This window comes from Flavihumibacter cheonanensis (genome assembly GCF_022352215.1).
Lineage (GTDB): Bacteria > Bacteroidota > Bacteroidia > Chitinophagales > Chitinophagaceae > Flavihumibacter > Flavihumibacter cheonanensis.
This window is the reverse complement of the sequence record NZ_JAKRWF010000002.1, coordinates 873,581-899,470: the sequence shown is the minus strand read 5'-3', so window position 1 is coordinate 899,470 and position 25,890 is coordinate 873,581. Positions and strand designations below refer to the sequence as shown.

27 protein-coding genes and 1 tRNA gene are annotated in these 25,890 nt (G+C 41.4%); 11 read left to right on the top strand and 17 right to left on the bottom strand.

From position 1 onward, the window contains the following. Nucleotides 1-62: 62 nt before the first annotated feature. Genes MD536_RS13225 through MD536_RS13215 form a run of 3 tightly spaced genes read left to right on the top strand, consistent with a single transcriptional unit; the run spans nt 63 to nt 2,054 of the window. Nucleotides 63-1,499, top strand: coding sequence for an NADP-dependent isocitrate dehydrogenase (locus MD536_RS13225; protein ID WP_239600741.1), 1,437 nt, complete (start codon nt 63-65; stop codon nt 1,497-1,499). A 19-nt stretch (nt 1,500-1,518) separates the two neighbouring features. After that, nucleotides 1,519-1,764: a hypothetical protein gene (locus tag MD536_RS13220; protein WP_234866775.1), complete on the top strand. Its 246-nt coding sequence runs from the start codon at nt 1,519-1,521 to the stop codon at nt 1,762-1,764. 2 nt (nt 1,765-1,766) lie between these two features. Further along, nucleotides 1,767-2,054: a hypothetical protein gene (locus tag MD536_RS13215; protein ID WP_234866774.1), complete on the top strand. Its 288-nt coding sequence runs from the start codon at nt 1,767-1,769 to the stop codon at nt 2,052-2,054. Here MD536_RS13215 and MD536_RS13210 read toward each other — a convergent pair. Continuing rightward, nucleotides 2,051-2,527, bottom strand: a complete 477-nt coding sequence (locus tag MD536_RS13210) for a hypothetical protein (RefSeq protein ID WP_239600738.1) — start codon at nt 2,525-2,527, stop codon at nt 2,051-2,053. The two genes, MD536_RS13215 and MD536_RS13210, sit on opposite strands and share 4 nt — an antisense overlap. Before the next feature lie 114 nt (nt 2,528-2,641). Beyond that, the gene (locus MD536_RS13205) at nt 2,642-3,796 is read right to left on the bottom strand and encodes a glycoside hydrolase family 130 protein (protein ID WP_239600726.1); all 1,155 of its coding nucleotides are present in this window, start codon (nt 3,794-3,796) and stop codon (nt 2,642-2,644) included. A gap of 110 nt (nt 3,797-3,906) precedes the next feature. On the opposite strand from MD536_RS13205, the gene MD536_RS13200 reads away from it, so the two are divergent. Beyond that, nucleotides 3,907-4,308 carry a DoxX family protein gene (locus tag MD536_RS13200; protein ID WP_239600717.1) on the top strand — a complete coding sequence of 134 codons (402 nt, stop codon included), beginning with the start codon at nt 3,907-3,909 and terminating at the stop codon, nt 4,306-4,308. Here the strand turns inward: MD536_RS13200 and MD536_RS13195 are convergent. The 4 genes from MD536_RS13195 to MD536_RS13180 are packed head-to-tail and all read right to left on the bottom strand — an operon-like array spanning nt 4,295 to nt 6,603. Next, entirely contained in the window at nt 4,295-4,753 is a 459-nt protein-coding gene (locus tag MD536_RS13195; RefSeq protein WP_239600715.1) for a hypothetical protein, read from the bottom strand. The genes MD536_RS13200 and MD536_RS13195 overlap by 14 nt on opposite strands. Next, complete coding sequence (locus MD536_RS13190; RefSeq protein ID WP_239600712.1) at nt 4,746-5,168, bottom strand: hypothetical protein; 423 nt, start codon at nt 5,166-5,168, stop codon at nt 4,746-4,748. The genes MD536_RS13195 and MD536_RS13190 overlap by 8 nt, the downstream gene beginning before the upstream one ends. Nucleotides 5,169-5,175: 7 nt before the next feature. Further along, nucleotides 5,176-5,907: a hypothetical protein gene (locus MD536_RS13185; RefSeq protein ID WP_239600710.1), complete on the bottom strand. Its 732-nt coding sequence runs from the start codon at nt 5,905-5,907 to the stop codon at nt 5,176-5,178. An 18-nt stretch (nt 5,908-5,925) separates the two neighbouring features. Continuing rightward, complete coding sequence (locus tag MD536_RS13180; protein WP_239600707.1) at nt 5,926-6,603, bottom strand: cupin domain-containing protein; 678 nt, start codon at nt 6,601-6,603, stop codon at nt 5,926-5,928. A 195-nt stretch (nt 6,604-6,798) separates the two neighbouring features. Between MD536_RS13180 and MD536_RS13175 the strand changes: the two genes are divergently transcribed. From MD536_RS13175 to MD536_RS13165, 3 genes are all read left to right on the top strand, one after another. Next, nucleotides 6,799-7,563, top strand: a complete 765-nt coding sequence (locus MD536_RS13175) for a carboxypeptidase-like regulatory domain-containing protein (protein ID WP_239600704.1) — start codon at nt 6,799-6,801, stop codon at nt 7,561-7,563. Nucleotides 7,564-7,670: 107 nt separating this feature from the next. Continuing rightward, complete coding sequence (locus MD536_RS13170; RefSeq protein WP_239600701.1) at nt 7,671-8,699, top strand: sensor histidine kinase; 1,029 nt, start codon at nt 7,671-7,673, stop codon at nt 8,697-8,699. Between the two features lie 12 nt (nt 8,700-8,711). After that, nucleotides 8,712-9,476 (top strand): LytR/AlgR family response regulator transcription factor, encoded by a 765-nt coding sequence (locus tag MD536_RS13165; RefSeq protein WP_239600700.1) that lies wholly within the window; start codon nt 8,712-8,714, stop codon nt 9,474-9,476. Here the strand turns inward: MD536_RS13165 and MD536_RS13160 are convergent. The 10 genes from MD536_RS13160 to MD536_RS13115 form a co-directional block, all read right to left on the bottom strand. After that, a complete protein-coding gene (locus MD536_RS13160; RefSeq protein ID WP_239600697.1) occupies nt 9,454-10,365 on the bottom strand; it encodes an AraC family transcriptional regulator in 912 nt (303 codons plus the stop codon). The genes MD536_RS13165 and MD536_RS13160 overlap by 23 nt on opposite strands. 19 nt (nt 10,366-10,384) lie before the next feature. Continuing rightward, nucleotides 10,385-11,098: a pirin family protein gene (locus MD536_RS13155; protein WP_239600694.1), complete on the bottom strand. Its 714-nt coding sequence runs from the start codon at nt 11,096-11,098 to the stop codon at nt 10,385-10,387. After that, complete coding sequence (locus MD536_RS13150) at nt 11,085-11,720, bottom strand: alpha/beta hydrolase (protein WP_239600682.1); 636 nt, start codon at nt 11,718-11,720, stop codon at nt 11,085-11,087. The genes MD536_RS13155 and MD536_RS13150 overlap by 14 nt, the downstream gene beginning before the upstream one ends. A gap of 2 nt (nt 11,721-11,722) precedes the next feature. Next, entirely contained in the window at nt 11,723-12,673 is a 951-nt protein-coding gene (locus MD536_RS13145; RefSeq protein ID WP_239600679.1) for a ring-cleaving dioxygenase, read from the bottom strand. A gap of 116 nt (nt 12,674-12,789) precedes the next feature. Next, a complete protein-coding gene (locus MD536_RS13140) occupies nt 12,790-14,763 on the bottom strand; it encodes a DUF3857 domain-containing protein (RefSeq protein WP_239600677.1) in 1,974 nt (657 codons plus the stop codon). 6 nt (nt 14,764-14,769) lie between these two features. Then, nucleotides 14,770-16,692 (bottom strand): transglutaminase-like domain-containing protein, encoded by a 1,923-nt coding sequence (locus tag MD536_RS13135; RefSeq protein ID WP_239600673.1) that lies wholly within the window; start codon nt 16,690-16,692, stop codon nt 14,770-14,772. After that, complete coding sequence (locus MD536_RS13130) at nt 16,689-19,976, bottom strand: toxin-antitoxin system YwqK family antitoxin (protein WP_239600666.1); 3,288 nt, start codon at nt 19,974-19,976, stop codon at nt 16,689-16,691. Before MD536_RS13130 ends, MD536_RS13135 begins: the two co-directional genes overlap by 4 nt. 563 nt (nt 19,977-20,539) lie before the next feature. After that, nucleotides 20,540-21,100 carry a hypothetical protein gene (locus MD536_RS13125; RefSeq protein ID WP_239600665.1) on the bottom strand — a complete coding sequence of 187 codons (561 nt, stop codon included), beginning with the start codon at nt 21,098-21,100 and terminating at the stop codon, nt 20,540-20,542. A gap of 46 nt (nt 21,101-21,146) precedes the next feature. Then, entirely contained in the window at nt 21,147-21,521 is a 375-nt protein-coding gene (locus tag MD536_RS13120; RefSeq protein WP_239600658.1) for a DMP12 family DNA mimic protein, read from the bottom strand. A gap of 132 nt (nt 21,522-21,653) precedes the next feature. Then, nucleotides 21,654-21,728: transfer RNA gene (locus MD536_RS13115), tRNA-Arg, on the bottom strand. 94 nt (nt 21,729-21,822) lie between these two features. Here MD536_RS13115 and MD536_RS13110 point away from each other — a divergent pair. Together MD536_RS13110 and MD536_RS13105 are read left to right on the top strand one after the other, a co-directional pair. Further along, nucleotides 21,823-22,344 carry a VOC family protein gene (locus MD536_RS13110; protein WP_239600655.1) on the top strand — a complete coding sequence of 174 codons (522 nt, stop codon included), beginning with the start codon at nt 21,823-21,825 and terminating at the stop codon, nt 22,342-22,344. Nucleotides 22,345-22,422: 78 nt separating this feature from the next. Then, on the top strand, nt 22,423-23,073 hold the full coding sequence (locus tag MD536_RS13105) for a tetratricopeptide repeat protein (RefSeq protein WP_239600636.1): 651 nt from the start codon (nt 22,423-22,425) through the stop codon (nt 23,071-23,073). A 13-nt stretch (nt 23,074-23,086) separates the two neighbouring features. On the opposite strand, the gene MD536_RS13100 is transcribed toward MD536_RS13105, so the two are convergent. Continuing rightward, nucleotides 23,087-23,554 carry an SRPBCC family protein gene (locus tag MD536_RS13100; RefSeq protein WP_239600632.1) on the bottom strand — a complete coding sequence of 156 codons (468 nt, stop codon included), beginning with the start codon at nt 23,552-23,554 and terminating at the stop codon, nt 23,087-23,089. Between the two features lie 81 nt (nt 23,555-23,635). Here MD536_RS13100 and MD536_RS13095 point away from each other — a divergent pair, with 81 nt between their 5' ends. Together MD536_RS13095 and recR are read left to right on the top strand one after the other, a co-directional pair. Further along, the gene (locus tag MD536_RS13095) at nt 23,636-25,084 is read left to right on the top strand and encodes an Ig-like domain-containing domain (RefSeq protein ID WP_239600624.1); all 1,449 of its coding nucleotides are present in this window, start codon (nt 23,636-23,638) and stop codon (nt 25,082-25,084) included. 17 nt (nt 25,085-25,101) lie between these two features. Continuing rightward, on the top strand, nt 25,102-25,716 hold the full coding sequence (gene recR, locus MD536_RS13090) for a recombination mediator RecR (RefSeq protein ID WP_239600622.1): 615 nt from the start codon (nt 25,102-25,104) through the stop codon (nt 25,714-25,716). The last annotated feature ends 174 nt before the right edge of the window (nt 25,717-25,890 follow it).

The window sequence follows — 25,890 nt, the reverse complement described above, 5'->3', positions numbered from 1 at the left end:
CTATAAATATAACTATATGTATCTAAGTTATCAACTTTGCTGCCAACAAACAAAGTTGAACCATGACAAAAATTACAGTAGCAAAAGGAGATGGTATTGGTCCGGAGATCATGGATGCCACTCTGGAGATCATCTTAGCCGCAGGTGCGCAACTGGAAATCGAAGAAATAGAAGTCGGTGAAAAGGTATACCTGGCCGGAAATTCAGCAGGTATTGCGCCGAAAGCCTGGGATAGCATCCGTAAAAACAAAATCTTCCTGAAAGCTCCCATCACTACCCCTCAGGGTGGCGGCTACAAAAGCCTGAATGTAACAACCCGAAAATTCCTGGGACTCTATGCCAATGTAAGACCTTGTTTCAGCCTTCACCCCTATGTGAAGACCAAGCATCCTACCATGGATATCGTAATCATCCGGGAAAATGAAGAAGATCTCTATGCCGGTATTGAACACCAGCAAACTGATGAAGTAGTTCAGTGCCTGAAACTGATCAGTCGGCCCGGATGTGAAAAAATTGTACGATACGCTTTTGAATACGCCAAGCAGTACGGCCGGAAAAAAGTAACCTGCTTTACTAAGGACAATATCATGAAACAAACAGATGGATTGTTTCACCAGGTGTTTAACGAGATTGCAGCCGAATATCCGGAGATAGAAAATGAACATTGGATCATCGATATAGGTGCAGCCAAAATGGCCGATACCCCGGAAGCCTTTGATGTGATTGTGATGCCGAATTTATACGGTGATGTATTATCAGATGTAGCTGCCCAGATTACCGGTTCAGTAGGACTAGCTGGCTCTTCCAACATCGGGGAAAGCTGCGCTATGTTTGAAGCAATCCATGGATCAGCACCCAGAAGAGCCGGACAAAATGTGGCCAATCCATCCGGATTGCTCCAGGGCGCTATCCTGATGTTGAATCATATCGGCCAATCCGAAGTTGCGGAGAAAGTTCAAAACGCCTGGTTGAAGACGATGGAAGATGGTATTCACACCTATGACATCTATAAAGAAGGTACCAGTAAACAACTGGTAGGCACCAAAGAATTTGCCCAGGCAGTAATCGCCAACCTCGGACAACAGCCCGCAACTTTAAAACCGGTTCAATTCCCCAAGGGGTCAACGATGAACCTGCCCACGTACAAACGTAAGGAGCCAGCTAATAAAGAACTGGTAGGAGTGGATGTTTTTGTACACTGGTCAGGTACTAATCCAAATGAACTGGCGGAACAAGTTAAAAAAATTGGGGACAACGAGGTAACACTAAGCATGATTACCAACCGCGGTATTAAAGTATGGCCGGATGGATTTGAAGAAACATTTTGTACAGACCACTGGAGATGTCGCTTCAAACCGGTAAACGGTCATCCAATCAGCAAACAGCATATCATTCAATTGCTGAGTCGCGCAGAAGAACAGGGAATCGACAGTATCAAAACAGAGAATCTCTACAATTTCAACGGCAAACAGGGATACTCCCTGGGACAGGGCCAATAAACCAGTAAAACTGAAAATCATGAATCCATTACAACTCATCCAGGGTAGCTTTGAAAAGGAAGATGCACTGGATCTTATCACCGAACTCGTTCAGGTAAAAATTCGTTACCATGAAAACAAAATCGGTCGTTCTGAAAATGAAGAGGACATCGAAAGAAGAGAAGGAAGGATTCGTCAGCTTCAAATGGATTTAGCCAAACTAAGGGAGGAATTCAATCAGCAAAGCAACAGAATAGCTATTCAATCAAACATAGAAATTGCATAACCATGTCAGAAACAACAAAGAATATTACCCTGATAAAAGGAAATTTTTCAGCAGAAGAAGCAAAGGATATTTTAATCACCTTGTTAAACAATAAAATCAATTTCCATCAAATGAAAAACTTCAGTTTGATGGAAAGATTTGGAAAACCTGAATATGGATCCCAGAGCAGGATTGATGAATTAAAACAGAATCGGGATGAACTAAACAATCTCTTCAAAGCAGCAGAAGAAAACAATATAACATTCAGCATAGATTCGATCATTCAGATCCGGATGAACGAAACGAATTAGGTTGCTTTTTTTAATGTCAATTCTCTTGGTTTTAAAAGTATTACCGCAAGAACAATCAGAAAGGCGAGTCGTACAAGGCTGAGTGTTTCCCATAACCGGGAGCGACTGGTAAGTATAGGATCAACGTCAACCGAATATGCTGAGCCTGTAATTGAAAGAAGTTCAGGAACGAAATAAATAAAGGTAATTACTAAAACCAGGATATATCCTGATAAGGTAATCAGAAGGCCTTGCCTGAAAGATGTTTTCCAGAATAGTAGAAGGGAAAGTCCCATAAAAACAAGGGTAACCGGGTGAATCATCATCCAGAATGGGCCAGGACGAAGGCCATATTCACCTTGAAACATAGCAAGAGAAGCTGGTGCCGCCATACTCCATTGCGGCACCACTGCTATGTGTTCATAGATGGCTCCGCCTATTACAACTGAAAATCCAAGTCGTGCTAACGCAAATATTATACCTCTGATATCCATAAGAAAAGGGTTGTTTCAGACAATATTAAACCTGTAACAACCCTTTTAGAATAGTAACCGTTATGAAACGTTGAATTCAGTGAACGAAATAGATAAATTCCTGATTCAAATTGATTATTTCAATTCCTGGCTACTAATTGCTACTCCAATTTTTGAATCCGCTGTGCCGTAATACATAAACCATTTATTCTTAAATGGTACCAATCCCTCCAGGAATATTACATTGTTTACCTGTCCGGTGATTTCAAATGGCCGGTCTGGTTTTATGAAATAGTTGTCTGAACGCTCAACTACTTTCATTGGATCAGTTGCATCGGCCAAAATTTGCCCACCAGCATAAGTACCTTTTGGCAAGCTGGTGTCTCCGTTTTCCGGATCATTTCGACTGTTATAAAGGAAGAGAATTCCCTTTTCAGTGAAGATAGCAGGAGGACCAGGCTCAACCAGGTAACTATCAAATTTTCCTTTCCTCGGAGTAAAAACTACTTTAAAGGTTTCGTGCTTGCGCAAGGTATCATAGGAGCGTTTTGCCGGATCAGGTTCAGGCACCGGGGTCCAGTCGATCAGGTTATCAGAAGTTGCAGCATAAATATTTGACTCGCCCCAGTACATCCAGTATTTCCCATTGACACGGGTGGCAATCAATTTATCACCTTCCCTTTTGGCAATAATTGAACCGGATTTTGACCAGATATTTACATACTTGCCACCTTCCGCCCTATTAAACACCGAGCCATGTTTTGTCCAGTGTACCAGATCAGTTGAGCTGGCAACCATTAGTCTAGCTGTGGTACCATCATACGCAGTATAGGTTAGAATATACCGTCCGGATGAATCTTCCACAATACGCGGGTCTTCACAACCGCCTTCCCATTCAAAAGATTTAAACGCATCCTGCTGAGGAAACAATACCGGCTCTTTTCTTTTTATAAAATGAATGCCATCCTCACTTTCAGCGAGACCGATTCTAGAAGTTCCATTATAACGACCGATCGTATCTTCTGCTCTGTATAAAAGATATACTTTTCCATTACGAACCACTGCAGCTGGATTAAAGACATCCTTCTTTTCCCATTCCACCTCTTTATCCATAAGAGGATCCATAAAACTATTCAAACCAGGTGTAAGGCATGGATTAACAGAATCAATTTTTTCAAAACCGGTAAGCATCCAGGACTGATTCAAGTCTGTTTGCGCTGGCTGATTTTTACAACCCGCAAGTAAATAGAAGGAAGCTCCAAGGGAAAAGGCAAGTAATCTGTTTTTCATACCTAAATATGCAAAATATTCAGACAGGATAACAAATTTCCCCCTCAATTTGTCGTTTCAGCCACCCTTTAAACTTGTTGCCATACAACAACTTTGTAAAAATCAATCACATGAAAAAGAATACGATTATTTTCTGGGCGGCAACTATTATTATCTTTCTGATGGAAGGTATTATGCCGATCAGCACCCTGCTCTTTGCTCCTCAATACACCAATGCAGGCACAAAACCACTTGGATACCCCGACTATTTCGCAGTGGCATTGATTCTCTGTAAGTTCCTTGGATCTTTGGCCATACTGCTTCCGCAGGTACCAGCCAAACTAAAAGAATGGGCTTATGCCGGATTAACCTATAACCTGCTTTTTGCGATAGTAAGTCATGTAGTTGTGGACAAAAATATTGGCTATATCCTGATGCCGGTGGTAGTGCTGCTGGTACTGGCCATTTCCTATCGATACAAAGACAAACGAAAATCTACTGTAACACCTGCTACAGCCATCATTGCTTCCTGAACAGGCGATTAATCTCGCCTTTCTTAAGTTCGATCCTTCCTTTTTGAGTGGATAAGATGATTGCCTGCGCACCAATTGTTGGGGAACGATAAACCGAAAGTTGTTCAGTCCCCAATTGAAATCGGCGAATCTGCTGCTTATCATTTCTGTTTTCTTTTTCAAAAAATGACATCAGGACATCATACAATTGTTCTACCGTATTACCTCGACTGCTAAACCGAATGCTGAAATAATTTTTCAATTCAGGACGCTGATCCCAAAGCAGCAGCAAAAAGGTTGAATCCGTTTCATGCGGAATGAATTGAAGGCTGGCTTTCGCCGGACCAACATATTTCACCTGGCCATATAATATCCAGTCGGGACTATCGGTTTTGATTTCACTTAATTGCCCGCAAACAGAACCTGACAACAATGCCAATATAACGGTAATGTATAAACTACGCATTGAAACTAATTGTTGTTCCTTCCACCATTTCAAATAATTTAATGACCATAACCCAAATGAAAATGGCTATCAGTAAACCAAAACCAATAATCCAGAAAGAATAGGTAGGTCCGGGTACTGCACTCCTTCTGTAATTTACCCGATCCATCCGGATTTCAATTACATCATTTCGTTTGAATTTTCCCGGATTTGCAATAATGGTATTGCTGTATATTTTACCATCCAGTCCGTAGTAAGAATAATAAACAAGCTCATACCCCGATTTGATAGCACGCCGCTTTTCGAATACCCTTGCATTTGCCGGGATTCCTTCTTTCATCAGCTTAAGAAACCGGTGCCGTTTCCACAGGATCACGGCGAGTGGCAGCATACCAATGAAGCCGGTTGCAAGAAGTATCAGGTGGACTCCACTCATAATCCCCTTATCCTTTTATCATGGTTTGTAAAAATTGCTGAACTGCTGCCGAACGTCCAATAGGCTCCAGTAATAATGTAACGAGGTTGACTCCGAGCGCCAGCCAGGTAGCCGGATGCCTTAATTGCTGGTATTTCCAGGCACCTCCCAGCAACATCGCAATGATGATAAATTGGGTAAAATAAAGAGATGACATAATATCCACATTCGGCCATTGCTTGATTTGCATAGCAATATGTACATTCTGTATACCTCTGCCAAGGGCCGGCATCATAATAATAAACACGGTTGAAATCAGCCACCAGGCATGGCGATCCAACTGCTTACGTTCAATAATACTCATGATAACCGCGACCCCAAATGCCACCATCATAACAATTTCCAGCGCCGCCACACCAAAAAAGAACCAGCCTTCAAATGGACCGAACCTACCGGGAACTTCCCGAATCAATTGGGTAGTTTCAATATCGCGGTATAACATACTTAGTGCTGTGAGACAAACAGCTCCTCCCATGAACATACCAATAATACCCAGCGTTCTGTGTCTTGCCAACTGACCATGTGTAGCATAATAGGGTTGCAAAATGAGAAATAAATACCAGACCGTACCCGTCCAGTAATGCACATGCACCGACCAGGCATTCTCTTTAAAATCGCCCCAATAATCCTCAAAGATCCCAGCCTGCATGAAGATCATAGGCAGGAGCATCCACAGGTATAGTGACTTGTACTTAGCCATAATACCCGTTAATATATTCTAAAACAAGGGGTGAAAAAATACCCTAATCGGGTGATAACTTTTATAACCAGCCAATCGTAGTGCAGGTGTCAAAATAAACCCGGAGAGTTTCTGAATTCCAACCGGTGGGCCTTCTACCATATAAGCATCAAAACCATTTTGCTGAAATACCATCATCTGAAATGCCAAATCTGGAGAGGGTTTTAAATCAGCTCGTTTATCCATATTCATATATACCTGGGCCAGGTTAAAGGCAAATTTTTCCGGAAAGGCAATTGTGCCTTTAATGCGGATGGTGTTTGCAGTTTCATTGTACGGCTTATGCGCTGTTCCTTTTGGAATTCGTAATACTTCTCCTGGTCGCACTTTCTTAATCTCTCCTTCAACCCATACTGTAAGCTCACCATTAGCAACCTGAAATACTTCATCGAAATCTGTATGAATATGTTTAGGCGGACCTGGAGCAAATGGTTCAATTTCTGTTTTGCAATGGACAAAGCCATTTTCCTGACGAATTACAATTTGTCTGAAGCCCTCTTTTTTACTGTAGAAGACTTGCCCAGGTTTGAACCAGCCCTCTACTTCCGGCTTTTGTTCTGGAAAAATGACAAGGTGAAAAAAATAACCGAGCACCAGGTAACCTACTGTAAGATATAAAACCACCATAGCTGTTTTCTTGATAATTGTTGTTCGCATACCTATGTCTTTAAATTTTTAATGCAACCTACAATCAACAGGTAGCGGCAGCAATACATACAGTAATTAAACGGAAAAAAAGCTGTACGAAACGACAGCCATTATTTCATGCAGCTTTTTTAACACCTCATACCCAATATGCTTTTCAAAGGCAATCATGTCATTCAAATTTGCTGTCAATTAAACTTATCCAAAATGAACGTATTCAACATTAAAAAAGGACTCCTTCTTTTATTCATTGTACAAGGTATTGTTGCTATTGGTTGTACTAAATCCAATGAACCTGCTGCATCCCCAGGAACGCCCTCCAATACAGGAATCGAAAAAGGAGTAATTAAAGGACGTGTAACTGACAGTAAAGGGAATGGCATTGCCAATGTCAAACTGGTAATTGAGCATACCATTTACTATGGTACCTATGTTTTTGCTACTACAGATCAACAAGGATATTATAAAACCAAAGTACCAAATGGCAGCTGGCAGGTAACCGGACAAATAGAACGCGCACTGAATGACCAATCCTATAAATTCGATCTTCATCCGGATGAACCGGCAGCCTTTGCAGGATCAAATGGTGCTATAAGAAATTTCTCCTGGAAATTGAAGGGAGCAAAACCAGGAAATGGTTATTATGGAAGCAGTGTGGCTGTTTATGCTGAACCCGGCTCATCCCTTGACCTTTCAGCCCTGGAAATAACCTTAACCCCAGTAGGTTTATTGGCAGATGGAAATCCAGGATCTGTTATAACCGATACCCTTGAGGATATTGGAGGTGGAGAAGAGGGCATAAAGGATATCCCAATAGCAAAATACCGGGTATCCGCAAAAATTAAGAATACAAATGAAGCGGTCCAAATCAGGTTACGCAACACAGGAAATTATGGTACATCAGTGGAAGGAGTATTCAAATCCGGCTTTACAGGAAGCACCCAATACCAATTGGTAGTGGAGGTAAAATGATTCATCCGGGTAATTTCATGCGGCTGTTCTTCCGTTTCATGTAACCTATTTTCGGTTTGACTACCATAACAGCTGGTTTCAACCTAAATTCAGGGAACTTTGACAGCATGGAAAATAACTCCCAAAATAAAACAGCATTTCTGCTAATGGCGGTTTTACTTCCAGTTACCTTGGTAATCCTGAATTATTCCATGCTGGGTGAGGTTTACTTTGCCAGTCTGGCCAATTTCGGGAAAGCAAGTGCGGTAACCTTCCTGATTCTGACAGGCATCTGGATAGCCCAGGGAAAACTGGCAAGAAAACTCATGGAGATTTACCCTTCCCATCGGGATACGCTGAAAAGAGTACTCTCATTTACCAGCATCAATTTGTTAATTGTAACAGCAACGATAACAATAATTTGCTGGGTTTTTGATCGTTTTAGCATACTGAATTACGTTCTTACTACAGCAAGCTGGTCCCGTTGCCTTATTGCATCTCTGATCTGTACAATTGTAAATCAGGCCGTATATGAAACTGAAGCATCCTTTGGCAGAATCAGAGTTTCTCAATTGGAAGCAGAGCAACTGAAAAAAGCACAATTACAAACGCAGTTTGATTCGCTAAAGGAACAGGTTAACCCGCATTTTTTATTCAACAGTTTGAATTCCTTATCCTCCCTAATCGCTACCGACCCGGAGAAAGCAGAACAGTATGTGGAGGAGATGAGCAGGGTTTACAGGTATCTCTTACGAAGTAATGAAGAGCAACTTACCAGCCTGCAAAAGGAAATTGAATTTATTGAATCCTATAATCTCTTATTGAAAACCCGCTTTGGAGATGGCTTTCGTCCTGAAATTAATATTGAAAGAAGCAGAAAAGATTGTCAGCTTCCTCCTATGACGCTTCAGCTCCTGGTAGAAAATGCTGTAAAACATAATATAGTTGATCCGGACCAACCACTGATACTAAAACTTTATACAGAGGGAAATAAACTTATTGTATCCAATAATCTGCAAAAGAAAAATAAATCAGTGGTTTCGAATCAGATAGGTCTTAGTAATATTATTTCGAAATACAAATTATTGAATATGCCAGAAGTTGAGATACTGGAAACAGGATCAGAATTCAAAGTGATATTACCACTAATAAAATAAAATAACTGAATCATGGACATCCTGATCATAGAAGACGAACAATTAGGCGTTGAAAAACTGATGCGCCTGATCAAATCAATTGATGAATCGATTCAGATCGTAGGAAATACCAGAAGTATTAAATCATCTGTTGAATGGTTGATGCAACATGAGCATCCGGATATAATCTTAATGGACATTGAACTAACAGACGGACAAAGTTTTGAAATTTTCAGTCACCTGTCGATCAAAAGTATGGTCATCTTCACAACCTCCTATGATGAGTATGCCTTGCAAGCTTTTAAGGTGAACAGTGTTGACTATTTATTAAAACCAATCAAAAAGGAAGAGCTCAAAAACGCATTGGATAAATTTCAGGAATGGCAGTTAAAGTTCTCCTCGCCATCTGTGAATATAAAAGAACTCATCAATGGACTGAGACAGCAACAGCCAAAATCCTGGCGTTCCAGGTTCCTCGTAAAACAGGGACAAAAACTGGTAAGTATTGAAACCAGTGAAATTGCCTATTTATATGCGGAAGGAAGACTGAGTTATTTTATCACCTGGGACAAGCAGAAATTTGTGCTCGATTATACGATTGAAGAATTGGAAGAGATGCTGGATCCCCAACAGTTTTACCGGGCCAACCGGGCATTCATCATTCATATTAAAACCGTATCACAAATACACAATTATTTTAATGGAAAATTGAAATTGGAACTGCAACCCGCAACAGACAAAGAAGTACTGATCAGCAGGGAAAAGGCTGCTGAATTCAAGGATTGGATGGGGAAATAGTAAGGCCTTTATCCTGTTCCTTTACCAATTGCCGGTAACCGGAAAAAGTAACGCCCGCATTGTTTTTAAAGTATTTACTGAAATGAGCTTCATCATCAAACCCTAAAGTCCGGGCAATTTCCTTTGCACTTAAATTTTCTACCACTGCCAGCCGTTTGGCTTCCAGAATAACTCTTTTTTTGATGTGCTCACTTACCGGAAACCCCGTTGTTTTTTTTATGGTTTCATTTAAATGGTTAGGCGTTACTACTAACTTACTGGCATAATCGCTCACTTTTGCGTGCGTTCGATAATCTGTTTCCAATAGGCTCAGGAAACGCCGGGTCAGCCAGGCCGGGCGGGAAGTAATTGAACTGGCTGACTCTGAGTGCCCCCAGAATCGGGAACATTGAATCAGGAATAATTGCAACAGGCTGCGCAAACTTTCATACTGCATGTACTCCTGCTGTTTCATTTCATCCTGCATTAAGGCAATCAGATTTTCGAGTATACTTGCCTGTTCAGCTGAAACGCTATGAGGGCGAAACTGGCTACAGTTATAAAACAGACCGGTATTAAGTAGTAACTCCCGCTGGCTTTCAGAGGTACAAAAAAAGTCGTTGTGAAAAGAAAGCACATAGCCATCGGGGTGAGGACCTGTTTGTAACTGGTGTACCTGTCCGGGCGTTAGAAAAAATACAGACGGTTGCTTAACATCAAATTCCTGGAAGTCAACCATGTGTTTTCCTTCCGCGGATTTCATCCAGATAATTACAAAATAATCATGTTTATGCGGATGATCAATCCGGTTATGCCGGTGTTCATCAATATATTCCATAGTCTGCAACTCAAACTGCAGACTATGGTTTTTTGAATCAACCATCTCAATAACCGGTATGCTGTCATTCATACCCTAAATTAAGCAATCCTTATTTCTGATTGATGGGTGTTTCAATTAACAGGAACTGAGCGTTGGTGAGACAGTTAACGTCCACCTTACCAGTCTCCCACAATCCGATGGCATCCCGTTCATTCAAAATGGTTTCACCAATCTGTACAGATCCCTCTATCACAAACAGGTAGAGACATTTATTTACCGGATTAAACTGATAAGGAACCAGACTTCCCTTTTCAAAGTAGCCCAGTGATAAAACTGCATTCTGGTTGATCCAGCAATGTGCCTGACCCTCTTCAGATGAAATAATGGTTTGTAATTTATTTTTCCTTTGCTCTAACGGAAAATGACGCATCTGGTACCTGGGGCGGATATCCTGCAGTTTGGGTTGGATCCAGATTTGAAGAAAATTTACTTCCTCGTCTCCGATATTATATTCTTCGTGAAAAAGCCCGGATCCTGCACTCATGATTTGTACTCCACCAGCATTGATTTCCGTACTGTATCCCATGCTGTCTTTATGATTCATTTTACCCTTGAGTAAAATTGAAATGATTTCCATATTCGCATGCGGATGCGTTCCAAATCCCTTTCCCACTTCCATCTGATCATCATTGAAGGCTACTAACGTACCAAAAGCCGATTTGGTCGGATCTGTGTAATCACTAAAACTGAAGCAGAATTTGGATTTTAACCAGCCAATATCTTTTGTACCGCGTTCGTTTGCGGGAAATTTATGTTGTTTCATGTAGTATACTATTTACAATTGAAATCTCATCTTCATTAATGGTATGACCCAAACCCGGATATATTTTTTCAGTTACCCTTGCCCCCATTTCAGTTAGTATATTAGTAGAGGCATATACTCTTTCAACCGGAACATGCATATCACGATCACTGCATCCGATAAAAATGGGTGTTTCGTTGAAAGCACCTGAATAGTTATCGCGAATGATTTTTTCACCTATCAGTCCGCCAGTAAAGGCGGTTACAGATCCAAATCGTGCAGCATTACGAGCCGCAAATTCGAGTGTCAGGCAGGCTCCCTGTGAGAATCCCAGCAGATGGATTTGAGACTCTTCTATGCCGGCTGCTTTACAGTCTGCAACCAAGCCGGCAACCAATTCAAGAGCACTGCTCAACCAGGGTTCATTCTGTTCAACCGGCGCCAGGAAGCTATACGGATACCAGGTATGGTTGGTAGCTTCAGGAGCCAGTAAGGCAAAACCTTCCAGGTGCAGATAGTCCTGCAAACTCAGGATGGAAGCAGCAGAAGCTCCTCTTCCATGCAACAGTATCATGGCCTTTTTAGCTGATGCAAGTGGTACTCCCTGGAATACCACCTGCTTTGCATGTGCTGTAGCTGTCATGTTTAAACGAATTTTTTCCAGTTTAATTCAATAGGTTCAAGTCCGCTTTCAATACGACTGCGATTTCTTTCTTCCCAGGGTGGCAGTTTCAAGTCGGTCCCCAGCTGATCCAAGGGTTCATCATAGGTGAAGCCAATATCAGAGGTAGCCACTTCAAATAATACGCCACCCGGCTCGCGGAAATAAATACTGTGAAAATACTGGCGGTCCAGTACAGTAGTTACATTCATTCCTTTACGCGCCAGGTTTTCCTGTACCTGTTGTATTGTGGCATCGTTTTCTGTAGCAAATGCCACATGGTGAACGGTTCCACTTCCACCTAAACCACGCAGCCTTTCTGGTTCACAAACCACATCTACGATATCGCCTACTTTACCAGAAGCACTATACCGGAATCGGTTACCGCTTTCAGCAATTGACTTGTGGTTCAGGTAGGTGGTCAGAAAGCCGCCGGTTTTTTCATATCCATCCTCACTTAGGGTAACACTATGAAAGCCTTTTACGGCATGTTCTAAGGGTATTTGTCCATAGGTAAATCCGGGCCGGGTATCCCTGTCATTGGCAACGAGTTCAATTCCCAGTCCATCCTGGTCTTCAAAATAAATAAAGCCTTCATCAAACCGCTCTTGTGGGGCGGTATGTGTAATGCCGAATTTTTTTAACCGTTCGGTCCAGTACCCAAGACTATTGGCTGGAATGGAAAAAGAGGTGGTAGTCAATTGTCCCTTTCCCTGGCGCCCGCGTTGAATGCCTTTGTAGGGGAAGAAGGTCAAAATTGTTCCCGGCTTGCCATCTTCATCGCCATAGTAGAGGTGGTAAACTTCCGGCGCGTCAAAGTTGATGGTTTTTTTCACCAACCGAAGCCCAAGAATACCGGCATAAAAATCAAGGTTTTTTTGAGGATCATCCGCAAACGCTGTAACGTGGTGTAATCCTTTTATTAATTGTTCCATAGTTGATTTGTTTAGCAGACACAAAAGTACTACCCCAAATTTAGCCCAACCATGCAGGAAGGATGGATAAACTTGTACAAATCATGGATTGCTGGCACCAAAGACTATAAGCCCGCTTATTGCGACTCCAAAACCAATATCACTTTGTTGAAGTCAGCTGCGGCATTAATGATTTTCTGAAATTCTTCGTATTGTGATAACGGATACTGTAGTTGACAGTACAGCTCCCGGATCGAAATTTTCAAAACATTGCCTTCCAATTTGTATGACGACTCGAATCCCATGGTTTCCTGGCCATTTTCACGTACTACCTTGCTGATATTGATGTCCTCCAGGTTTTTGATTTTATAACCCTGGGGAATGACAAATTCAATATTCCTGATGAGGGCATGCGGATAGTTTACATCAATATCAAACTGACGTGGTTTTTCCTGGTACATTTCGGCTTGCGGACCAATGATATCCCCTACCTTAACAAGGATCTTATTACCTGCGCGTTCAACCAATTCACTTGCATGCACAACAAGATCAAGAGCAAACGGTTTATTCTCGGTAAAATATTCCATTTCCCTGTTTTCGATTTTTGAATTTATAACCCGCTCAGAATTGGTTCCGAATTTTGACATTTCCTTAATCAGGAACTGCTGGTGTTCATCCGATCCATAATTAAAGCTGGCTCTGTAAAAAATAGATGAATAACCCGTAAAGGATTGCCGGGTATTTACTAAAAGCGTATCAAGGGTAGGATTTAGTTTAATTTTTGCATTTATATCACTACTTGACCAGTTATAATCCTCCCCGTTAATGCGACGGATATCAGCAATGGCAGTGGTGAAATTACCAATAGTAGTGCCTTTGCAGAATACACCATTGGTGCCAATCCAATCAGGATTAATCAACGGATAGCGCATTTCAAGTAAAGTAGGCGCAATGTATTTTTTTAGTTTTGGGAAATAGATCAATTGGTTCTCACAATTGTTCCAATTCTCAAAAGACTTGTCTACACCATACTCCTTCCTCGAACCGCAAAGGACAAAATCGTGTTCAATATTCAACTGTTTGAAGATTGCTCCATATAATCGAAGAATACCCCGGTGACTGGAAATCTTTTTCTTAATAATCATTTCAATATCCTCAGCACCAGGATCATCAATATTTTCTGAAGTTCCAATATTTTTCTTAAGATAGTTTTCTACAGCAGTAACAAGAACTGCTTCATTACCATCCGTTTTTTTCCAATCATTTTTCTTAACAAGATCGGCAACTCGTTTCAGGTCCTTTTCCGAATAAGTCGCGTAAATACTATAGGCCCGTTTGGCCAGCTCATTCCATGTAAATAATCGTTCGGTTTTGGTTCTTGCAGTATTGTAGGAAAGCTTATACTCCACTCGTTTAAGATTAGCATTATAAGCTGCATACTTTTCATTATCCGCAGCCTTAATTTCCTGCTGCCTAATAAGAAGGATTCGCTTGGAATTCTGAATAGTGTCTTTTGCTGCATTTACCTGGTTATATCCTTTAGTTTCAAAGATCAATCGCTCGGGTGATACAATGGTTACTTCAGCCTCCAGGACAGGAAAACCGGTTTGAATAACTTCGCGTCCAAAAAAAGACCCATTGGTCTTATAGGTATAATAGAACTCCACATCACATCCCTTTTCAAGCCCTTCCATAGCGAATATCTTGTAGTACTGATCATCTTCCTGCAGGTCACGGATATTCTTATTATCAACCGTGATAATTTTCCCGCTGGGAAGAATAGTGCGAGCCATAATATCCACGATCTCATTGGTTGAGCTAACGGGCAGATATATTTTATTGAATTGTTCAATTCCTTTGTCGTCAATGATATGGATACGTCTGTGTAAGGTCCTGTAGGCATTCACTTCATCACCCTCATCAATAAATTCTATCCGGCGCTTGTCCAAAAAGATAACAGCAGATTCGGCTTTGTATTTGGCACCTGGTTCTTGAACGGTTGTACTACCGGCCCATTTTTCCCGTTCGATAGCCGGAGTAGTTTGGGTATAAGCAGTCAACTGGCTGATCACCAGTACGATGGTTAGTAGTTTCTTCAGTGGTGCTAACATTGATTACTATATTTTTGAAATGCTGATAGATTCTTTGTATTGTGGAAAGAGATTTTCCAATACTTCATTCCATTCCTTAAAATGTTCAGGCTGCAGCAGCAGGTGTTCGTTATAAAACTCCTGGGTCATTATAATCTGGTTATTTTTCTGTTCGTATTGAATATCAAAACCCCAAATATAATTCCTGAATGATTTGCCTTTGGGCAAGTAGGAAACTTTATATCCTTCTGGAATGTCCAGAATGGTTATATAGCGCTTAATGAACCGAAAATCAAATTCCACTGGAATAGTACGCTTTGGGAAATCAATTTCCTCGTGTTCATACAATTTGAGCAGGTTGAGATTGATATACCATTCATCGCCTAATTTCCGGGCATAATTTTGGAGTTCGAAATTGGCTGAGAGGGTCACATTTTCTTTTCCTGCTTTACCCGCTATCTGAAAATTGGCGAGTTGAAATTTATTCGAGCCCCGCTTGAAGCGGTTTTTTACATATTCCTCTTTTTCCTTCTCACTATAATAATTTAAAACACCACGTGTGTTCATCGTAAAATAACCACTCGTATGCTGCGTAATGGATCCTGTTATGCCTTTATCCGTGAACTGCAGAAAACAAGTATCTGTCAAAACACTGACTGATTTAGGGGAAGAAGGAACAGTTACGATTTTATATTGTTCGGGACCAAGGCCAATCATCGCTTCTTTTCCCTGGATATGAGAAGAGGGAATACCAAAAAAACAAGTAGCATCCGTACCGTCTAAAAAAATAAACTCATCTTTTTTTAGCTGGATAGCACAGATCATGTGATTGGCAACAATTGGCAAAGGAATTTCGCTGTACGCATAAGGAAGTGAGCGGGTGCCGATCCACGTATAATAAGCTGGTATACCAGCGGTTTTGAGCATTACTGTAAGGATGCTGCTCATATCCTTGCAATCTCCATACCGGCGGGAACAAACAAGGTTGGCATCACGGGGAACAAAACCCTCCATACCTGCTTCAAAAGCAATGTATTTGATTTTTTCCTGCACCCACTGATAGATTCTTCTCGCTTTTTCTTCCTGGGAAACAACACCCTGAGTAAGAGAATCCACGATCCTTTTTAGTTCAGGACCAACTTCTTTATTGATATCTTTTACAAAGCTGTAATTAAGTTTATAAAGTGCATTGGTATCAGCCAAATAAGCTATTTCGTCACCTTGTGTGTTCTTATATTTTTCAATGTAGAATAATACATGTGGTGCATAATATGCGCTACCGGGTGCATCCCCATAATTTTGGAGCGGACTCATGTCCTTCACTTGGAATTTGTAGGTAATCTCTTTCCCGCGCTTTGACTCTGTAAAGATGATCTTATCCGTATTCAGCCCTTTCAGGATATACTTTACTGACATGCTTTGCGGAAAACTAATGGTCATTTCATTATTCACCACCGGAATTCTGCGACCGAAATAATGAGGAGGAAGCAGGTTCGGCTTTGTATGGATAATTTTTTGATTTAAAACACCAATAGCTCCTTCACCAATTGCTGGAAAATCGAATGTGGTTTCCTTTACATCATCATAAAAAACGCTGCTGGATCGTTGGTCTCCTGTTTTGAAGTTGGTGACTTTTATCTTTTTATTATTTGGCGTTTGAGTGTATGCCTCATACTCCGTTACCTGATGAAATCCGCTTTGAGTGAAACCATACCGGCTCAAATAGGTAGCGGCGTTAGAAGACAGGTACATCATCTGCTCAGTTTCCCTGCTCTCTACATAAGGCTCGTTATCCTTCATCGTAATCCTGTATTGAGTGCTGCTATTGAGCAGTACTGCATCGTGGCCCGGATATTTATTTTTCAATTCCGCTGCCTTTTGAGCCGAACTCCAGGTTGGGGAAGCCAAAAGGACTACCCATATTATTATGGAAAATATTGATTGTTTCATTTCTTATCTAGTAATAGTCCGAAATAGTAAAATCTCACCTGCTTTAGTTTCCCGTTATCATCATAGTAACGTTGTTCACCATGCGGGCTGTCTTCGTAATAATTACCTTCTTCTGTTAAAATTCCTTTCGCATTGTATTCTTTATAAGGGCCGTGCATACTGTCATGCACATAGGTGTAGGTAGTACGCACTTTTCCATCCATATAGTATTGCGTACTAACGCCTTCATAATTGTCATATACAACCTGCTGCGTTAATGATGTTTTGCCATTGGGATGATACAAGGTATAAGCCCCATGCAAGACGCCATCAATATATTCCATGGAAGCTGAAGGATTACCATTTGGATAAAATGCCTTCAACTTTCCATTACCGCCCGGGAGTGGAATTTCAGGAACCAGTTCGCTATTCTTGTTGAGGTACGTATAACCAACTTCCATGCCTTCATCATACCGGATCTGATACATTAAGGTGCCATCTTCAGCATACCGCTTATACAGTCCATGACGCTCATTATCCTTGTATTCAATTTCTGTATCTACTTTGCCATTCGGATGATAGAATATTCTTTTACCCTGTAATTTATCTGATTTGTAGTCTTCTGTAATATACAACACACCATCCTTGGTATAATACTTCCAGGTGCCTACCTTTTCATTCATATTATACCGGCCTTCTATCCTGATCTTGCCACCGTAGCTATACGTGGTATAGGTACTGTCAGCCAACCCATGTACATAATGTTCTAAAGCCATCAATGAACCATCAGGATAATAAGTCTTCTTTGCTCCCACGATATCATTGTTTACGTAGGTAAATTCCATGTATAATTTACCGTTCGGATAACGGGAGATAAATTTTCCATTTCCATTATTCAGCTTAACAGTGTTGATGACGTTTCCGATTGTATCGTATTCAGTAAACGATACCAAATTCCCCATTTGATGAACATACGCACTATTTGTTTTGCCATTGGGCCAGTATTCAATCTTAGTGCCATTGCGGGCATTATTCAAATACGAGGACTTTGCGGTCAGCGTTCCAAATTTGTCATAGCTCAACCATTCACCCTGCAAATTATTATCGCTGTACCATCCCTCCTCATTTAATCCCCCAAATGAGTACCAGGAAGTGTAATAACCATTTTTTTGATCATCCACATAGTCAACGGAATAGCTTTTTTTTCCACTCTCGTGAAAACCGACAATTGTGCCATTCAGGTTTCCATTGGTATAGTTTTCCTTCAGGCGTTCTCTACCGGATCCGAAATAATAAATTTTGGTACCATGCACTTCCCCCTTTTCACCGTAGGGGGTGAGTGTTTGCTTTATTCCCTTTGCGTTGTAGGATACCAGGTCCAGTTTGCCATTTTTTAATTCAGAAACGCTGATCTGTTTCCCTGTTTTATCAAAATAGCGACCTGATTTCAACCTGTCATTTTCAAATGAAAGTGTCGAAAAAAGTATTCCATCCTCGTCATAATAATTTACATCGCCCGATGTTTTCCCTTTCTTATTTATATAGCGATAGGCAACTTTGCCATTTTCATGATATAACACATATTCACCTTCCAGTTCGCCATTTACATAGGTCTCCGTAGACTGAGGGTTGCCATTATCATAATATCGTTTTATAATCCCTGTAATTTTCCCTTTTGTATAAGTACCTTCAACAACCAGGCCGCCCTCCTTGTTCCATCCTTTGAAGTTGCCATGCAATTCATCATCAGCATAACCACCTTCCGTTTCCGTCTGGCCATTCATATAATAGGTTTTTGCAGGTCCCTGGCGTTTACCATTTACATAAGTTTCTTCCATTTGAAGTTTACCTGTTTTGTAAAATGATTTTTTCACACCATTCAGTTGGCCTTTTGTGTAAGGTTCCAGGGTTTTGATAACACCATTTTCATAATAACTTGTATACTGCCCATCGGGTTGTCCATCCTTATGAGGTGCGCTGGATTGAAGTGCTCCCTGCTCAGAATAATAAGTGTTTACGCCATTTTCCTTACCGTTACGATAAGTTTCCTTAGCTTTTAATTGCCCACTGAAATAGTAGTAGGAGAACGTTCCTTCCTGTTCGCCTTTATCATTGAAAACGCCCTCTGCTTTTTTATTTCCGGCACCATAATAAAATGTCCAGGGGCCTTTTGGAGTTTTATCCTTGATAACACCCTTGCCATATAGTCCATCCTCGGCAAACTGGAAGGTTGGACCATTGTAATTGCGTTTAACATAGTATAATTCACGGGTATCCCGAACCAGGTGGAAATATTCCAGGATATTCGTTTTCAATGCATCAATATCCTTTTTCTTCTTTTTATTGTAGTCCTGAATAGCCGGAATGTTTACTCCAGAGAATACATAATTGACAAAGTATTCGAATTTTTTTTCCCTGTAAATTTTCTTAAACAGTGGAACATAGTATTGCATGTAGTAATCCTTATCATTCTCATCAAACTCAAGTTTCTCAAATACCACCTGCATTTGTCGGGATATATTATCGTCAAGATCGATAATGATCTTATATCCTTTATCCAGTGCTATTTTCGACAATACAATTTGTTCAACCAGTCTGAAATTTTCAGAGGGATCCTCCTCACGACTATTGAAAAGTTCCATTACCGCATCTGTACTTTTAGATATCTCGCTCAGAACATTGATGGCATTTGAAGAAAAGTCGCTTGTAGGATTTACAGTCAGGCTGGTGAGCATGCATAAAAAGCCGGGCACGATTTTACCCTGATTCAGCGCACTGATACCCAATTTATATTGCACACTGGCTGAATAAGGATTTACAAGCGCCGCCTGTTGTAATACTTTTTCTGCATCTTTGAAATTTTTCATCCTGATAAGGGTAGTTCCCTTATTGATGTAAAGGTTGGTGTAGGCAGGATAAATTGCTATGGCCGAATCAAAAATACGCAGCGCGCGTTCCTGTTCACTGTTGTAATCTAACAGTGACCCATACAGGACAAGCAGTTCCGGGTCACGCTCCGGGTCTGATCGGTCGGCTAATGCTTTTTCACAATACGCGATCCCCCTGGCATACTGACTGTCTGCGGAACAGGTTAATGCGCTTTCATACAACGCCAAAATATAATTGGTATCCCCAATCGGAACTTTATCAAATTCCTTGAGTGCATCGGCATATTTGCCATCATCATACAGTTGGATACCTGTTTTGATAAGCTCACCTGAATTAATACGCTGGGCTTTTTCTTGAGCAACAGATAGGAGGAAACACGTACATAGTACGGTGGATAAGGTTAATCGAAGAATCATTACTACTAAGGTCTTTGTTAGAAAAAATAACAGTAGCTCGTTTAAAACGAACCTTGTATATGAATTAGTATGGGCGGTTGTTTACAATCGTTAGGAAATCTACTTACGCGACAAATATATCCGCCAGTCTGAGAAATGCAAGTTTTTATCCGTTTTTTTAAAAAATTCCTTCAATGGTGCCGGACTACCGTTGTGTCGCTGATCATTTTAAGGCACCTGCATAAATAGCAAATGACCATTAGTTGAAATTAAAAATAAAATTCTTGGAGCAATTTCAGAATATTCGTAATATTAAAATTGTTAGTTCTCTTCTTTACTGGTTATAAAAATTTCTACTCCATTCTAAATAGTTACGAACGGTTCCAGAACGGTTCATGAACGGTTGCAGAACGGTTGCAGAACGATGCAGGAACGATCAAACAACGATGGGTGAACGATCAAATAACGATGAGTGAACGGTTGTCGGATCCTAATATAACTTTACAGTATTGATTACTAAAACTGTTATACCAATTCACATTCCGTTTTCAAAAAAAGTATCTGTCAGTAGATTAACAGAAATCTTAAAATAAGTAGGAATTAGGAATAAGCATTTGCTCCTTTACCTCTTGATACGATAAGCCAAGATATTTTACCCGCTCATATAAAGTATTCCAAAGAGCGTCAAAGCTCTTTTCTCTATAAAAATCATAATCGTTAGATGAAAAGGCTGAGATAAAGGCAGGTGCGAATTCATTTTTACACCACCCAATAAAAATATCTCGGTCATTATCAAAATATAAGCACCAACGGAATTGATCGTCAATAAAGTAAGTTGGAACTATTCTAAAAATATCATCATCGTCATTCAAAAATGAAATTTTATAATCAAATTCATTACTTTTTATGATGATTCTATTTTCAAAGTTAAATGTAGAAATATAAAACTTTCCCAATGAGTCTATAGAGTGAGTGAATTCAGACAAAGCTTTACGGAAATCGTAATTATCGCACAAATAATGACCATTGTTTACATAAATTATATACTCTCCCGCAGATAAATTTTTATTTTGGAAAATGACATTAAATATATCATGTCCTGTAAAAGTGTAATTGAATTTATCCTTTATTTCATTTGATGTCATCTGTTAGTTGAATTTTTGATTTACAATTACTTTTACTTAGAATAAATTAAAACAAGAAGTATACATGTTTTTTATAAGCAATTGCATACTGAAATAACTGAATCAACTTCATCAAAAATTCGCTGACTAAACTATCAAATGTATTTTTTGAATATAAAATCAACTTATTGTAAATAGCGCTAACGATGCTGGCATCACAAATTGTGTCATCTTCCCAAGGTCCTATCATCGATTTATTTTCTTCATTTATTATATCAAAAATCGACGTCTTATTTATAATTGCTATTAATTCTTCTTCAGTTAAGGAAATTACATTCTTCGAATTAATATTACTATAGGACCAGGAAATAACATCATGATATTCAATATCATCATCTTGCATTTCTTCAAGGAGAACAGAAATTAGAAACACCCTATTCATTAATCAGTGTATTTTTCTATCTTGGATAACCCTTTAACTTTTCGAGATAGTTTGGATGAAGGCCCTATTAAATAAAAATACCCTCCGAAGAGGGCTAATTCATAATTCTTAATTCACACTTCTAACTTCCTCTGGTAGTCCCGACAGGAATCGAACCTGTATCTAGAGTTTAGGAAACTCCTATTCTATCCATTGAACTACGGGACCAGCGGAATATTTTTATTCCGGGCTGGCAAAAATAATGGTTTTGACCGGTTGAACAACTGATTTATTGGCTAGCTTTCGGGTTGAAAACCGGCATATGAAACCGTCAACAACCAACCCTCCAACTGCCTGCAACAGCAGGATGCTGATCGCTCTGGCGATAGGATTTCTATGTTTGAGCCTGACCAACGAAACGCAGGCGCAAAAAAAACGTAAGCCTTCCAAAACCAACTCCGCTATGCAGATTCGCATCAATCACATCGCCCTCTATGTTACCAACCTGGAAACCAGCACCAATTTTTATAGGGATATAATCGGCCTTGATACCATTCCCGAACCTTTCCATGATGGCCGACACACCTGGTTCAGTGTTAGCGAAAACGCCCACCTGCACCTGATCTCGGGCCGCGCTAACCCTCCCGAGGCAGAGAAAAACACCCATCTCTGCTTTTCCACCGGCAAAATGGACGAACTGCTTGAAAAACTCAAAGCCAGGGGCATCCACTATGAAGACTGGCCAGGTAAAGCCTTTACGGTTACCAAAAGAGTGGATGGCATCCGGCAGATCTATCTGAAAGATCCGGATGGATATTGGATTGAAATCAATGATGATTTTTAACCTGCTAACTTACCGGGCGGGAAAACCCGACCGGACGTCCAACTTGATTTCCTTAACTTTGCGGTCCATTTCTGAACTATGAAGTTTTACAATTTTGTCATTCGCTATAGATTGTTGCTGGGTTTTCTTTTCCTGGCCATCGCCATCGTTACCAATATTTATGCAGGTTTCTGGCCAGCTTTTATCGCCTACCTGGTTGGCGTAGTGCTGATTTTCGGGCATTTTTTCTTCGGCCCCATGCGTTTGATCCAGGAATATATGGAAACAGGTGATATGGAAGGTGCCGAGCGCATCCTCAACCAGATCAAATACCCCAACCTGCTCTATAAACCCATCCGCTCCGTGTATTATACCCTCAAGGGTAATATCGCGATGATGAAACAGGACTATGACGGGGCTGAAAAAATGATGAAAAAAGGCCTCGATCTCGGTATGCCGATGAAAGAAGCTGAGGGCGCCTCTCTCCTGCAAATGGGCATGATCGCATTACAGAAAAACGACATGAAAACCGGCGAAAGTTATATCCGTTCCGCCCTGCGCAAAGGACTGCCTGATAAGGAAAATGAAGCCGCCGCCTACCTTCAGTTGTGCTCCATCATGATGACCAAAAGAGAATTTCGCGCTGCCAAGGATTTCTTCCGCAAGGCCAAAGCGCTGAAGCCTACCACACCGCAGATCGCGGATCAGATTAAGCAGATTGAGAAGTATATCGCGAGAATGCCGGGGTGATGGTCACAATTGCTTAAGTACCCGACGGGAAAAGTTCATTTACCTTCTTGAACCGGTAATCAAATATGCCTTGTAGCTGCTTGCGCACAAAAAGCGCATTCGCGATGTCTCCCAGGATCCAAAGAGGTATTTTGTAATGCACGATATCCGTCATCTCCACTCCACCCGGCACTTCGCGGAAATGGTGCTGGTGATGCCAGAGGCTATAAGGACCAAATCGTTGCTCATCCACAAAATATTTCCCTTCCTCCACATGTGTGATTTCCGTCATCCAGTATAAAGGAATCCCAAATAAAGGCTTCACCGTGTACTCAATGATTTGCCCGGGGTACATTTTTGCCCCATGATGTTTGGAAATGATGTTAAACCCCATATGTGGCGGGGTAATAGTAGCCAGGTTAGCGGGACTTGAAAAAAAGTCCCAGGCCTTCTCAAGGGTTACGGGTAGAACCTGAACGGTTTTTAAAGAGTATACAGCCATGATTTGAAATTGCTGCTTTAACAACCCCATTACAGGAAAATGGTTCGGGATGCCCGCAAATCGGTTAAGTTTGCACCTTCAATGGAAGCGAATTTCACCCGATCACCTAAAAAGATTCCACAAAAAGCCGCCGGCAGCCTCCTGCTGTTCCTGGCCCTGCTTTTCCTGATTATCCTGGCAGAAAGCTGCGCGAATATTATTCCACCGCTGGGCGGACCAAAAGACACGATTCCCCCAATTCCCGTTTTGCTTCAGCCGAAGGATTCTACCCTCAATTTCAAAGGGAACCGGATCGTGTTCACCTTCAATGAATATGTAAACCTCGATCAGATCCAGGAAAACCTGCTGGTGAGCCCAACTCCCAAGATAAACCCTACTGTTGAATCGAGACTGCGTACGGTTAGCGTTCGCCTGCGTGATACCCTGGAGCCCAATACTACGTATACCCTCAATTTCGGCAAAGCGATCCGCGATGTCAATGAAAACAATCCGCTGACCAATTTCACCTATACCTTTTCAACCGGCAGTTATATTGATTCACTGGAGCTTAGAGGGAATGTGATCCTGGCGCAAACCGGCAAGCACGATTCTACCATGATTGTGTTGTTGCATCGCAACCTGGATGATTCCGCGGTGGTAAAAGAACGTCCGAGGTATTATACCAAAGTTGACAGCGCCGGTAATTTCCATTTCCATAACCTGGCACCCGGCTCATACAATCTCTTTGCATTAAAAAATGAAGGTGTGCCGCAGTATGGTGATCCTACCCAGTTGTTTGCCTTTTATGGACAAACGCTTGTCTTGAATGAGCAGCAGCGCGAGCCTATCCAACTCTATGCCTATGCAGAGCCGGCTCCACCACAAAAACCTAAAAAACCGGCTGCACCCGCCAACAGAAGAAAAGAAAAAGAAGAAGAGCAGGATCGCCGGTTGCGATTTGGTCTCAACCTGGAAAACAGTACCCTTGATGTACTTAAGACCCTGGTATTGAACTTCCCGGATTCCCTGAAAAGCTTCGACAGCACCAAACTGATACTGACGGATGAACAGTTCAAACCCCTGGCCTACCGCCTGGAAGTGGATAGCACTGGTAAACTTTACTCTCTGTTTTACAACTGGCCAATCGACCAGGGTTTCAAATTGATTGCACAGGAAGGGATGGCAGAAGACAGCCTGGGCAAATCTAACTTAAAAACCGATACCATTTCATTCCGCACAATGAAGGACAGTGATTATGGCAGCATCCGGTTCCGCTTCCCCAATATTGATACCAGTTTACACCCCGTATTACAACTGGTGCAGAATGATAAAGTCGCCTTCAGCTATCCCATCCCTGGTAAGGAATTACGCATTGCACGGTTCCGTCCGGCTGAATTTGAAATCCGCATTCTCTTTGATGAAAACCAGAATGGCAAATGGGATTATGGTAGTTTCTTCGGTGAAAAAAGACAGCCCGAAAAAGTGAAGGCCGTTGGTAAGAAAATAACCATCAAAGGCAACTGGGATAACGAGATCGATATCACCCTGTAGATGCTTAATTTTGCAGGATGCAATTACCCTCTGCCTTATTGGAACAAGCGGTGAACGAGTTCAGCAAATTACCCGGAATCGGAAAGAAAACCGCCCTTCGATTGGTATTGCACCTGCTGAAACAGGAACCGGAGAAAGTGGAGGCGTTTGGTACTGCGCTGTTACGTATGCGAAAGGATACCCATATCTGCCAGCGTTGCTACAATATCTCCGACAGCCTGCTTTGTTCCATTTGCTCCAACCCGATGCGCAAGCAGGAAATCATATGTGTAGTGGAATCCATCCGGGATGTGATTGCAATTGAAAGCACCCAGCAATACAACGGAACCTATCATGTACTTGGAGGCATCATCTCTCCGCTGGATGGGGTGGGTCCTGATCAGCTCTATATTGAGCCACTTGTTAAACGGGTACAAGAAGACGGCATCCAGGAACTGATATTCGCACTGAACCCAACCATCCAGGGCGATACTACTATCTACTACATTCAAAAGAAAATACAACCCTCCACGGTAAAGGTAACCACAATAGCCCGCGGCATCGCATTTGGTGGTGAACTTGAATACGCCGATGAAATGACCCTCGCCCGCAGCCTGCAGCACCGGATGCCGGTGGAGAATCTGAAGGCCTAGGCATGGAAGAGGGAGGAATGGAAGACCGCTGTTCCCTTCTCCTTTCTTCCTTTCCCCCTTTTTTCCTTTCTCCCCGTTTTCCCTATCTTTGCTCCGCCAGGGGGATTTGTTTATTGTTCGACCTGGCAACGCCAACAGCGCTTAACTGAACTAATAAACGCCTCCCGAAACTCC

Bases quoted from the DNA above. Each gene is read 5' to 3' on its own strand.
- MD536_RS13220 (WP_234866775.1), top strand. From the start codon at position 1,519: ATGAATCCATTACAACTCATCCAGGGTAGCTTTGAAAAGGAAGATGCA.
- MD536_RS13200 (WP_239600717.1), top strand. From the start codon at position 3,907: ATGAAAAAGAATACGATTATTTTCTGGGCGGCAACTATTATTATCTTT.
- MD536_RS13165 (WP_239600700.1), top strand. From the start codon at position 8,712: ATGGACATCCTGATCATAGAAGACGAACAATTAGGCGTTGAAAAACTG.
- MD536_RS13215 (WP_234866774.1), top strand. From the start codon at position 1,767: ATGTCAGAAACAACAAAGAATATTACCCTGATAAAAGGAAATTTTTCA.
- MD536_RS13135 (WP_239600673.1), bottom strand. From the start codon at position 16,692: ATGAAACAATCAATATTTTCCATAATAATATGGGTAGTCCTTTTGGCT.
- MD536_RS13180 (WP_239600707.1), bottom strand. From the start codon at position 6,603: ATGCGAACAACAATTATCAAGAAAACAGCTATGGTGGTTTTATATCTT.
- MD536_RS13160 (WP_239600697.1), bottom strand. From the start codon at position 10,365: ATGAATGACAGCATACCGGTTATTGAGATGGTTGATTCAAAAAACCAT.
- MD536_RS13185 (WP_239600710.1), bottom strand. From the start codon at position 5,907: ATGGCTAAGTACAAGTCACTATACCTGTGGATGCTCCTGCCTATGATC.
- MD536_RS13155 (WP_239600694.1), bottom strand. From the start codon at position 11,098: ATGAAACAACATAAATTTCCCGCAAACGAACGCGGTACAAAAGATATT.
- MD536_RS13110 (WP_239600655.1), top strand. From the start codon at position 21,823: ATGAAACCGTCAACAACCAACCCTCCAACTGCCTGCAACAGCAGGATG.
- MD536_RS13130 (WP_239600666.1), bottom strand. From the start codon at position 19,976: ATGATTCTTCGATTAACCTTATCCACCGTACTATGTACGTGTTTCCTC.
- recR (WP_239600622.1), top strand. From the start codon at position 25,102: ATGCAATTACCCTCTGCCTTATTGGAACAAGCGGTGAACGAGTTCAGC.
- MD536_RS13140 (WP_239600677.1), bottom strand. From the start codon at position 14,763: ATGTTAGCACCACTGAAGAAACTACTAACCATCGTACTGGTGATCAGC.
- MD536_RS13225 (WP_239600741.1), top strand. From the start codon at position 63: ATGACAAAAATTACAGTAGCAAAAGGAGATGGTATTGGTCCGGAGATC.
- MD536_RS13175 (WP_239600704.1), top strand. From the start codon at position 6,799: ATGAACGTATTCAACATTAAAAAAGGACTCCTTCTTTTATTCATTGTA.
- MD536_RS13170 (WP_239600701.1), top strand. From the start codon at position 7,671: ATGGAAAATAACTCCCAAAATAAAACAGCATTTCTGCTAATGGCGGTT.
- MD536_RS13150 (WP_239600682.1), bottom strand. From the start codon at position 11,720: ATGACAGCTACAGCACATGCAAAGCAGGTGGTATTCCAGGGAGTACCA.
- MD536_RS13120 (WP_239600658.1), bottom strand. From the start codon at position 21,521: ATGAATAGGGTGTTTCTAATTTCTGTTCTCCTTGAAGAAATGCAAGAT.
- MD536_RS13100 (WP_239600632.1), bottom strand. From the start codon at position 23,554: ATGGCTGTATACTCTTTAAAAACCGTTCAGGTTCTACCCGTAACCCTT.
- MD536_RS13105 (WP_239600636.1), top strand. From the start codon at position 22,423: ATGAAGTTTTACAATTTTGTCATTCGCTATAGATTGTTGCTGGGTTTT.
- MD536_RS13195 (WP_239600715.1), bottom strand. From the start codon at position 4,753: ATGCGTAGTTTATACATTACCGTTATATTGGCATTGTTGTCAGGTTCT.
- MD536_RS13095 (WP_239600624.1), top strand. From the start codon at position 23,636: ATGGAAGCGAATTTCACCCGATCACCTAAAAAGATTCCACAAAAAGCC.
- MD536_RS13210 (WP_239600738.1), bottom strand. From the start codon at position 2,527: ATGGATATCAGAGGTATAATATTTGCGTTAGCACGACTTGGATTTTCA.
- MD536_RS13125 (WP_239600665.1), bottom strand. From the start codon at position 21,100: ATGACATCAAATGAAATAAAGGATAAATTCAATTACACTTTTACAGGA.
- MD536_RS13190 (WP_239600712.1), bottom strand. From the start codon at position 5,168: ATGAGTGGAGTCCACCTGATACTTCTTGCAACCGGCTTCATTGGTATG.
- MD536_RS13205 (WP_239600726.1), bottom strand. From the start codon at position 3,796: ATGAAAAACAGATTACTTGCCTTTTCCCTTGGAGCTTCCTTCTATTTA.
- MD536_RS13145 (WP_239600679.1), bottom strand. From the start codon at position 12,673: ATGGAACAATTAATAAAAGGATTACACCACGTTACAGCGTTTGCGGAT.